The organism is Microcystis aeruginosa LEGE 91341 (assembly GCF_015206885.1).
Taxonomy (GTDB): domain Bacteria; phylum Cyanobacteriota; class Cyanobacteriia; order Cyanobacteriales; family Microcystaceae; genus Microcystis; species Microcystis aeruginosa_H.
On sequence record NZ_JADEXY010000142.1, the window covers coordinates 1 to 10,643 of the forward strand.

Annotated in this window: 8 protein-coding genes and 3 pseudogenes; 8 read left to right on the plus strand and 3 right to left on the minus strand. The window is 46.4% G+C overall.

Translation table 11 applies throughout. The annotated features are described in order from the left end of the window. The 8 genes and pseudogenes from IQ234_RS21350 to IQ234_RS17540 form a co-directional block, all read left to right on the plus strand. A pseudogene (locus IQ234_RS21350) lies at nucleotides 1-239 on the plus strand (hypothetical protein); the annotation flags it as partial. A 13-nt stretch (nucleotides 240-252) separates the two neighbouring features. Beyond that, nucleotides 253-1,476: a M20 family metallopeptidase gene (locus tag IQ234_RS17510; RefSeq protein WP_193958017.1), complete on the plus strand. Its 1,224-nt coding sequence runs from the start codon at nucleotides 253-255 to the stop codon at nucleotides 1,474-1,476. A gap of 79 nt (nucleotides 1,477-1,555) precedes the next feature. Continuing rightward, complete coding sequence (argB, locus tag IQ234_RS17515; RefSeq protein WP_110578499.1) at nucleotides 1,556-2,443, plus strand: acetylglutamate kinase; 888 nt, start codon at nucleotides 1,556-1,558, stop codon at nucleotides 2,441-2,443. Nucleotides 2,444-2,611: 168 nt separating this feature from the next. Then, the gene (locus IQ234_RS17520) at nucleotides 2,612-2,833 is read left to right on the plus strand and encodes a DUF4327 family protein (protein WP_002789177.1); all 222 of its coding nucleotides are present in this window, start codon (nucleotides 2,612-2,614) and stop codon (nucleotides 2,831-2,833) included. Nucleotides 2,834-2,876: 43 nt separating this feature from the next. Next, a complete protein-coding gene (locus IQ234_RS17525; RefSeq protein WP_193958012.1) occupies nucleotides 2,877-4,097 on the plus strand; it encodes an efflux RND transporter periplasmic adaptor subunit in 1,221 nt (406 codons plus the stop codon). Nucleotides 4,098-4,449: 352 nt separating this feature from the next. Further along, nucleotides 4,450-6,105, plus strand: coding sequence for a DNA methyltransferase (locus IQ234_RS17530; RefSeq protein ID WP_193958013.1), 1,656 nt, complete (start codon nucleotides 4,450-4,452; stop codon nucleotides 6,103-6,105). Between the two features lie 201 nt (nucleotides 6,106-6,306). Continuing rightward, nucleotides 6,307-7,053: a hypothetical protein gene (locus IQ234_RS17535; RefSeq protein WP_193958014.1), complete on the plus strand. Its 747-nt coding sequence runs from the start codon at nucleotides 6,307-6,309 to the stop codon at nucleotides 7,051-7,053. Between the two features lie 163 nt (nucleotides 7,054-7,216). Next, nucleotides 7,217-7,495: pseudogene (locus tag IQ234_RS17540) on the plus strand (hypothetical protein); the annotation flags it as partial. A gap of 355 nt (nucleotides 7,496-7,850) precedes the next feature. Here the strand turns inward: IQ234_RS17540 and IQ234_RS17545 are convergent. The 3 genes and pseudogenes from IQ234_RS17545 to IQ234_RS17555 all read right to left on the minus strand — a co-directional run. Next, nucleotides 7,851-8,615: a hypothetical protein gene (locus tag IQ234_RS17545; protein WP_193958015.1), complete on the minus strand. Its 765-nt coding sequence runs from the start codon at nucleotides 8,613-8,615 to the stop codon at nucleotides 7,851-7,853. A gap of 27 nt (nucleotides 8,616-8,642) precedes the next feature. Then, nucleotides 8,643-8,762, minus strand: a pseudogene (locus tag IQ234_RS17550) (helix-turn-helix domain-containing protein); the annotation flags it as partial. 56 nt (nucleotides 8,763-8,818) lie between these two features. After that, nucleotides 8,819-10,643, minus strand: a 1,825-nt coding sequence (locus IQ234_RS17555) for a type II CAAX prenyl endopeptidase Rce1 family protein (RefSeq protein WP_193958016.1), incomplete at its 5' end; no start/stop codon positions are given.

The following is a 10,643-nucleotide window of genomic DNA, read 5'->3' on the forward strand; positions in this document are numbered from 1 at the left end:
ATTATGAAGTGGGGGTGTGGGGAAGCTGTCTCATCACCCTAACACCCCAAAACCCTATCACCCGTTCGGCTGAGCTCACGGCCGAAGCCCAAAGCCCTATCACCCCAAAACCCTATCACCCCAAAACCCTATCACCCCAAAACCCTATCACCCTATCTCCTGTCTCCTGTCTCCTGTCTCCTGTCTCCTGTCTCCTGACTCCTGAAGTTAAACTAGAAACCATTGACCAAAAAAACTAGCCGTCCGAACCCGATGATTTCCTCCTTTCCTGTCCCCAATAGCTTAAATTGCCCTCAAATTCGCCTTGCTATTCGTTCTCTGCAGCCGCAATTAGTCCACTGGCGCCGACAAATACACCAAAAACCAGAACTAGGTTTTCAAGAACATCTCACCGCCTCCTTAATCAGTCAAACCCTGACTAAATATGGAATTGACCATCAAACCGGCATCGCCGGCACCGGAATTGTCGCCACCATCGCAGGCAGTCAACCAGGGCCAGTTTTGGCCCTGCGGGCCGATATGGATGCACTACCGATCGCCGAAGAAAACCAAGTCCCCTATCGTTCCCAACATCCAGGCCAGATGCACGCCTGTGGTCACGATGGTCACACAGCGATCGCCCTCGGCACAGCAGTTTACCTAGCACAAAACCGTCAAGATGTCAAGGGGATCGTAAAAATTATTTTCCAACCCGCCGAAGAGGGGCCGGGGGGTGCGAAACCGATGATTGAAGCGGGAGTGCTGAAAAATCCCGACGTGCAGGGAATTATCGGGCTACACCTCTGGAATAATCTGCCTTTAGGGACAGTAGGCGTAAAAAATGGGGCCCTAATGGCGGCGGTGGAATGTTTCGATCTCCAGATTCAAGGCCGGGGCGGCCATGGGGCAATTCCCCATCAAACCGTCGATTCACTACTGGTGGCGGCCCAAATCGTCAACGCCTTGCAAACTATCGTCGCCCGCAACCTTAACCCCCTCGATGCCGCCGTGGTGACTGTGGGTAAATTAGCAGCGGGAACCGCTAGAAACGTGATCGCCGATAGTGCTAATCTCAGTGGGACGGTGCGCTATTTCAATCCCCAGTTAGGAGGCTATTTCCGACAGCGGATGGAAGAAATTATCGCGGGCATCTGTCAAAGTCAGGGGGCTAGTTATCAATTCGATTACTGGCAATTGTATCCCCCGGTAATCAATCATGATCGGATGGCGGAATTAGTGCGTTCCATCGCCGCACAAGTGGTGGAAACCCCGGCCGGAATCGTTCCCGAATGTCAAACTATGGGAGGGGAAGATATGTCCTTCTTTTTACAGGAAGTACCGGGCTGTTATTTCTTCTTGGGATCCGCCAATCCCGAATTAGGATTAGCCTATCCCCACCATCATCCCCGTTTTGATTTTGATGAATCGGTGTTAACCATGGGAGTCGAGATTTTTGTCCGTTGCGTCGAAAAATTCGGCAATTCTAAGACTTTCTAGCAATCCGTTCAAGGTGAACAGTTTTTGTCAAACCCGAAACCGCTAAACTGATCACTGAGTCAGACAGGTAAAAAAACCCATGAACAATAATACCCACGAAAACGATGCCCAACGGGTGAAAATCCTCAGCGAAGCCCTACCCTATATACAAGAATTTCGCGGTCGTACTGTAGTGGTTAAATACGGTGGTGCGGCCATGAATAACAGCGATATCAAAGACACGGTGATGCGAGATATCGTTTTTCTCTCCTGTGTGGGGGTTCGTCCCGTGATTGTCCACGGTGGCGGTCCAGAAATCAATAGTTGGCTCGATAAATTAGGTATTGAACCCCAATTTAAAGACGGTTTACGCGTCACCGATGCCGCCACCATGGATGTGGTAGAAATGGTGCTGGTAGGGCGCGTCAATAAAGAAATTGTTGCCCTGATCAATCAAGCCGGCGGTAAAGCGGTAGGATTATGCGGTAAGGATGGTAATCTGATCACTGCTCGTCCCGTGGGTAAAGAGGGCATTGGTTTTGTGGGAGAAGTGAGCAGTGTCGATACTAGCGTCGTCGAATCCTTGGTCAATAGTGGCTATATTCCCGTGATTTCCAGTGTGGCCGCCGATGAAACCGGCCAAGCTCATAATATCAATGCCGATACGGTAGCCGGAGAAATAGCAGCGGCTTTAGGGGCAGCTAAACTGATTTTGATGACCGATACAGCCGGAATTTTAGAGAATTATAAGGATCCTTCCACTTTATTGGCTAAATTAGATATCCAACAGGCCCGGGAGTTGATTCAAAAAGGCATCGTTGCTGGCGGGATGATTCCCAAAGTTGGCTGCTGCGTGCGATCGCTGGCTCAGGGAGTTCAAGCTGCTCATATTATCGATGGTCGTCTTGCCCACGCCCTTTTACTGGAAATTTTCACCGATCGAGGCATCGGTTCCATGATTGTGGCCTCCGGTTATACTAACCTATAGTAGTAATTACCGTACTTTTGGTTAAAAAGACTTGCCTAAAACCAGAGATATGGTGTACAAGTGAGTTAATAAATGCGCTTCTCGATCCCTTGTAATGGCAAAAGTCTTAGTCTTGAGTTAGTTTAGTCGGGAAGCGCAAAATCTGAAGTATTCATAGCAATCGAATTTATGACCAAACAAGCTGTAGCTCACCCGATGGTGAAGTTTCAACGCAAGGCTAGCAAATGGATAGATGCAAAAGTAGTCAAACCTAGCGATAGTATCTGGAAACTGGCTCTTTTATACGGAGATGAGTGGACATACTGGAAGCAAGAGTTACTCGATTTCGGTTTCTCCATGCAAGACCCTCTCAGTGAAGTGGTAGCGGTAGAAGCTTGGGACGAAGAATAAGCCACCATCGACTCAAAAGCGGCTTTCTACTAGGACTATCGCCATGGGATCGACTCCGATTATCCTTTCCGCTCTGGTTATCTTAACCTTCAGTGCCAGTTGTTCTCCCCGGACCCAAACCCAACCACCGCCACCAGCAGCCCGTACTACCACCGTCAACGTCACCACGGCTAAACTAGCAACCAGCGGCGGCAATCTCGATTACACGGGAACTACCCGACCTTTAAAAGTGGTTTCTCTGCGATCGCAAGCCACCGGTCAGTTACTCAATCTCCTCGTCGATGTGGGAGATGAGGTGCAATTAGGACAAATCCTCGCCCATATTGATGATCGTCTCCTTGCCACCGTTGTCCGGCAAGAAAAAGCCGCCCTGTCGGCCCTAGAAGCGGAATTAGCCCGGGCGAGAATTGAAGTCAGTAACGCTGAAATTGAAGTGCAGCGCCTACAATTACAATATCAACAGGCCAAAAATGATGCCGAGCGCCTGCAAAAATTAGCCCTAGAAGGAGCGATTCCCCTACAACAGGGCGAAACAGCCCAAACTGCGGCGGCAGTGGCTTTAAAAGCCGTTAATAGCGCAAGATCGAGAATTAAAGTCGAGGAGCAGGTAGTGGCGGCAATTATCGGCAGAATTGCCGCCCAAAAATCGGTCATCGCTCAGGAACAACAACGTCAGGCCTACGCTATTCTTAAATCATCGGCGACGGGGATAGTTATCGAAAAACTAAAAGAGCCGGGGGATTTAGTCAGTATCGGCGATGAAGTCCTCAAAATTGGTGATTTTAAACAGGTCAAGGTAGTAGTATTATTATCGGAATTGGATTTAAAAACGATTAATTTAGGACAAACGGTTAATGTCAGCCTTGATGCTTTTGGAGAGAGAAATTTTTCCGGTCGCATCACCAGGATTTTCCCCCTCAGCCAAGGCACGGCCCGGCGGATTCCCGTGGAGATTACTCTACCCAATGGGGATGGTTTAATTAAAGGGGGATTATTGGCCCGGGTGCGGTTTAATAATAATTCTGCCCCTCAGGTGATTGTCCCCGAAACAGCAATTATCGGTCAAGGAGAATCCCCGGCCATTTTCGTCCTTTCCGAGTCTAACTCGCAAGTGCAAAAACGGCCTGTTCGTCTCGGTCAAGCGCTCGACGGTCAAGTAGAAATTATCACTGGACTTGAACCAGGGGAGCGTTTCGTCGTTAATAGTAGTAAACCTTTGCAGAATGGCGAAAAAGTCCGGGTCAGTATCCTGAGTAATCCTTGATTAGTTGCGGATTGCTAAGTAGTTAGGTGTTAAAAACTGTCAAGTAACCCCCCTTATCAAGGGGGGATTAAGGGGGGATCGAACCCAATTAGATAGACTTAAAAAAATTAAATTTTGAGCGCAGGCAGTTCGATAAACTCACTGACCACGATGCGCCCCTACAATAATATTATTGTATAGCAAAGATCGGGGTGGTTAGGACAATCAATCGCTGAAACCCTTGACCGATAAGAGTTTGAAAATTGAAAGCGTCCTAAATAACCCATTTTTTGCTATAGGGGTGAATTGTATTTTTCCTCTTTAAGGGGGAATAATAATACAATTGAGGATGCAGTCAATTCCCTTAATCTTTATGGTCAATAAACTATACTACGGTGATAACCTAGAAGTGCTGCGGAAATATATCAAAGATGAATCGATCGATCTTTGTTATATCGATCCACCCTTTAATTCTAAACGCAATTACAACCAAATTTATAACAACTTAGGCAAGGAAGATCAAGCACAAGCACAAGCGTTTGTGGATACCTGGACATGGGATAATCACGCTAACGAAGCGTTAGAAGAAATTCAAAGTAACTATCAGGGTAAATTTACCAGTCAGACTATCGATTTAATTGACGGTTTAACTAAAGTTTTAGGTAAAGGTAGTCTTCTCGCTTATCTGGTGAGTATGACTCTGAGGATTGTAGAAATCCATCGAGTTTTAAAATCTACTGGTAGCTTTTATCTCCACTGCGATCCTACTGCTAGTCATTATTTAAAAATAGTTTTAGACGCTATTTTTTGCTCTCAGGGGGGTGATTTTTTCAATGAAATTGTTTGGAAAAGAACTACGGCACACAATGATCCTCAAAGATATGGAAGAATTCAGGATCGTCTATTTTTTTACAGCAAAACACAGGCTAAGACATTTAATCATATAGATGCCTATCATTCCCAAGAACAATTAGCAAGATATAAATACTCAGACTCTAAAGGTTTATACAGAGCGGAAAACTTAACGGCTCCTCATTTTTCAGAATCACGAACTATAGAATGGCGTGGAGTCCATCCAGGTAATAATAGACAATGGAGGTTTTCTATAGAAAAACTAGAAGAACTATATAGTCAGGGTTATATTTTGTTACAGAAGGATGGCCGGCCTCGAAAAGATGGTCTTAAGCAATATTTATCAGAAACTAAAAGCCCTGTAATTCAAGATATATGGACAGATATTATCTTTGCTCCAACTACAAAAGAACGTCTGGGTTATCCCACGCAAAAACCGGAGGCATTGCTAGAAAGAATAATCAAAGCAAGTAGCAATAAAGGAGACATAATTTTAGATGCCTATTGTGGGTGTGGAACGACTATCGCTGTAGCAGAGAGATTAGAAAGAAACTGGATTGGAATTGATATAAACTATCAGAGTATTAGCTTAATGTTAAAGCGACTAGAGGACTCCTTTGGTAAAAATGTTTTAGATAAAATTGAACTGAATGGTATTCCCAAAGATATAGAATCAGCCAAAGCATTAGCCACTAAACCCGATGATCGTACCCGTAAAGAATTTGAGAAATGGGCGGTTTTAACCTATAGTAATAACCGGGCAGTGATTAATGACAAAAAAGGGGCAGATAAAGGAATCGATGCTATTGCCTATTTTCAGGGAGATAAAGACAACCGCGAGAAAATTATTTTTCAAGTAAAATCCGGTAATGTCAAATCGGGAGACATCAGAGATCTACAGGGAACTATGACAATACAAGGGGCAGCTCTGGGTATATTTATCACCTTGAAACCCCCTAGCAAAGATATGATCCAAACAGCCAAATCTGCGGGAATTTATCGCGGTCGTTACATGAGTCAAAGTGTGGATAAAATAGAGATTGTGACAGTACAAGAAATCCTTGAACAGAAAAAACGTCTCGATGTTATCCTCACCTTTGAAGTCCTGAAAGCTGCCGAAAAACAAAGGGAAACCCAAGGACAACAAATGAGTTTAGATATACCCTTCCCCGAATAAAGTTTTTTTCTAAAAAAGACTTGACAAAATCCCCGGACTTGACTCATACTCTCTGAGGGTGCGGGTAGAAGGTGGACGCTATCAGTTTCTTGTCCACACCAGTCCGTTAGATTGTCGGTAATCTCGATTTCCTCCCTACTGATTCGGAGAGGGGCAGAAAAACCCCATCTTTTCTCGATTTATTGTTTTATCTCCCAGAAAATGCGTAAACTCTTTTCCGCTTTCTTGCTCGCTGCCTTAATCACCACCCCCGTTATCCTACCTTCTCCAGCCTTAAGCGAAGTTCGTAAAGAACGGGTACAATTCAAAGCAGGAACATCTGGAACAACCATTCAAGGCAAAATTAAGGGAGGACAGGTCGTTCAGTACCTAATTCGCGCTAATGCTGGGCAGAATATCTCCCTTGCCTTCAATAGCGATAATGGGGGTGCTTCTTTCAACCTTTTTGCACCGGGTAAAGTCCCCGGCAAGGATGCGGCGATGGTTATCGGGTCTAACGCCGGTAACGCTTATGAAGGAATCCTACCAGCGGACGGCGATTATACGATCCAAGTGGGTTTGATCCGCAATTCAGTGCGTAATAATGAGATAGCTAATTATCGCTTAAAAATCTTTATTTCCAATTATTACAACCAAAGCGATGCCAAAGTACCCGGGACAAATTACCATGCTACGGGTAGTGTCACCTGTTCTATGGGCGACGGAAAACCGGCGGGATCTTGTCCCTTTGGTGTCACTCGTCGAGGTAACGGTAGTGCAGATGTCACTGTCACCAAAGCCGACGGCCGCAAGCGTATCATTTTCTTTGAAAAAGGGAAAGCGATCGGCTACGATGCTAGTCAGGCGGACTCTGGGGCGTTTAGTGCCTCGAAAGAGGGCGATATTTATTTTATTCGCATTGGCAAAGAACGCTACGAGATTTTTGAAGCGATCATCTTTGGGGGTTAGGTACTGCTTTTCGTAAGCGCCAAGCATAAAATCTCCATTTAGGATAGTTTGAAGCACATCTTGGCCTTTAGGAAGGTTTTAAAACCTCCTTTGGTTATTTTTAGGGATAGGGTGATAATTTTGTTAAAATACAGGTCAGACTTAACCTATAATTGAATTGAAAATGTATGATTCTACCTGTAAATTTATCGCCCTTGAATATTCGAGAGACTTAGCCACTTGGTTACTGGGTAAACCCTTAGAATTAACAGAAATTAAACCCTCGGAATTATCCCTAGAGCCAATTAGAGCCGATACTTTAATCTTTTTGGAGTCGGAAGAATTAATCTTACATATCGAGTTCCAAACCGACCCTAAAGAAGATATCCCCTATAGAATGCTAGATTATGCCACCAGACTCTATCGACGCTATCCCCATAAACCTATCTATCAAGTGGTTATTTAGGGCTTGCTGAATAATGGTAAAACCCTTTTAAAATAAGGCTTTTGACCTGTTAAAGTCCGATGTTCATGCTGCGAAAATAGGATTGGGACTTTCAAAAACCTTGCATTATCCTTCTTGTAGTACATTACTTGGTACAAAAAACAAGGGCAACAAAGCCTGAAACGACCGGCTACTGACGACCGGCTACTGACTCCTACCCCCAGGAAAAACTTTTTCAGCAGACCCTATTTAAAAGTTTTACTCGTTCAAGGCCGAATTTGAATTCTTTTCTGAACGAAACCCCCTACTATCTGTTGTCAAGGTTCAGTTTTTAGCTTGGTTATCGCTTTTTCCAGCGTAGCTTAAAGCCGTCCTAAAAAGACGGGGTTTTCAACCCAAATTTTCGATAAGGCCATAAAAAAACGTTGAAAGGTCGCGCTCCCAGTTGCTCTCTATATCTAAAAGTATCTTGCTCCGACAAACTCACCACTGCACCGAGTCTTTGGGCCAGACCGATACAGTTCTGAAAATTTTGGGTGGCATAACATTGAACGTCAAGCTGATTGCACCGACCGCGCTTGACTAAATCCGCCTGAAATGGCTGAATGCTGCAAAAAATCGGTTTCTGGTACTGAAAATCTAGAGACTGGAACTCCTCCTCCGAATAATGGGCAAAAAAATGGTCATCGACCTGAATCCCATCCCCATGGCGAGCCTCATGGATCAGTTCGGCGACGGTCAGGGAACGATACTGGGGCGACTGAACCCAGACCACTGGCATTAACTTGTACTCTCGCGCCTCCCGACTCACCCGCCTCTGTACCTCATCGGACACCCCTCGAAAATCAAGGAAGACCACCTTATAGTTTTGGCTTTGGATGTCTTTCATGACCTGGCCGAGGGTGTTAGTGGAGGAATGAAAGCGAATTTGAGGTTGAGAAAGCCAAGTTCCATTGGGAACTCCGGCGATCGCTAATCCCGGACAGAGGCATCCCCACAAAGTTGCCACCCAAATTGCCGTTTTCTGAGATAGTCGTCGGTACTCCCCGGTCATTAACCTATCCATTGTTCCCATCTTCCCTCCGATTTTTCCACTCCGCTCTACATAATGTAATTCTCGATCCGCCCATTTCTCCATTTTCTCTCCCTGTTGATAGAGTTCTTAGCAGTAAGCTAAGGTATTGTTCCAGACAAAACGCACACACCCGAACAATTGAGACAAAAGCCTCTTTTGTTGGTCTGTTGGGTAAATGCAGTATTGCGCCAATTCAAAAATGAAACCCATCGACCTCAAGAGTTAATAGAAAAAGGCTCATCAAGTATTGTCCGATCGAGACAAGATTAAAAACTGCCACGCTTCGATCGCCGTGTCAGTCGGGATACACCGTTCAAAAACAGCAACCAAACCACCACCACCAACCAATGCACCACCGAGATCGTCCAGAGAGAACCGGTCAGCCAATAGACAACGGTGCAAGTTAATCCCAATAAAGCCGCTAAAATCAAGAAAATAGGCTGAAAAAAAGTCGGATTGCCCGCTTTGTAAAAAATAATTGCATTGAGGGGATGATAGACGGTAAAAAGAGTGATGCTGACCAGAGCAGAGAGGACCAGGTTAGCTGTGGAAGTCGCCGTTTCGGGATGGGGAATTAACAGCACCCGAAAGACGAATTCCTCCCACAATGCCGGGGAGAAAAAACAAAAGACGAGCATTTTCAGTATCTCTAACGGTCTCCGTTCGGGGGAGTGCCAACGTAAAAAACCTGACCAGAAACCGATAGTCAGGGCGATCGCACCGTATAATCCCAATCCAATCGCCGTCACCTCCCAATCCCGACCGGTAAGGGGCAGCACGAGCGCTCCCAGGCTGCCACGGAGCATCGGCGCGATTATCGGCATTTCCCCGAATAACTTGGTCGGTGCGAGGGGTAAAATCTCCGGCATCGCTCCCCCGACCTGATTAGTACGGAGGAACCAGAGAGTAGCTCCTGACCGCAAGAAAATCTCACCGATCACGTCATTGCTGCCTCGCGGTAACATCGATCGCCAGCTTAGTAGAGCGTTAGCCAGTTTATTTTCCCGAATCAAGCCTTTTCCGCGACTATCGGTGATACCTGCGAGAATTTCGGCGTTTTGCCGCCAATCAGCCCGGATCACCCCCCTGGGAGCTAATACTTGTTCCAAACGATCGCCCAATTGTCCCAAACGTTGAAAACGCAAAGTTTCTGGATCATCGGCATGGGTTGTCAACCAAGCGGCGATCTGCGGATCGGTTTCAAACTGGTGGCGCAGGGTAGCGATCGTGATATAAAGGGCCTGATTTGAGTCCTGGACGCAGGAAGTCGCAGGGGTAACACTAGAAACCCCGGTTCCGTCCCCGATCCGGTAGCGAGCCATCATGATCTCTAGCTGCTTGTGGAATTCTGTCAGGGGGGACAGAGAAACCCCGCCAAAGTTATAATCCTCCAATAGGTCTAATTTCATGATCGCATCGGATATGGGTCGGGAATTAAGCCATCCCCGCTCTAAACTACCCGTATAGTTCGCCCAACTCTGATATCCTGATAAAATCCCCTGGGGATTGTGAGCATACACCTGATCGTAATCGAGCTGCCACTGCAGCTCTCCCGTCTGGACATCCCGAATCACTTCGTAGAGAAAATAGGAAAAATGACCCGTTACCGTTGCCAATTGTATTGATTCGCCTTTTTTACCGCCGATTCCCCCGAAGAGATGAATTCCTATTCCTTTATCGCCCTCTTTCCACGATTTTTTTTCACCCTCCGGCAGGACTGTTACCCGACTGGCGGTTCCTTTGCGGGCGGGGGTATCGTTCCAAGTGCCACGGGTGATGTAATCTTGGCCCGATCGCAGCCCGGTCAGGGTTTCCGTCGGCTGCAGTTGAAACACCGATCGGGGTTTGAGCGCTTGAACGGTAAAGAGGTTATCCTGTCCCCGCGCCCCGTAGATATACCAGCCCTCCTTTCCTTCCCTCGCTGCTGCTAACTGTCGAGGGGTCGAGATAAAACGTCCTCCAGAAACTAAGGGTTGTTGGGGAATGCGGATCACTTCCGAGCTGCCGTCGAATTGTCCACTGTCGCGGTTATAGTGTTGCACTCGGAAAAGTTCGCTCCCACAGGGGCGGGAACCGGGGCAAACCTTGGGG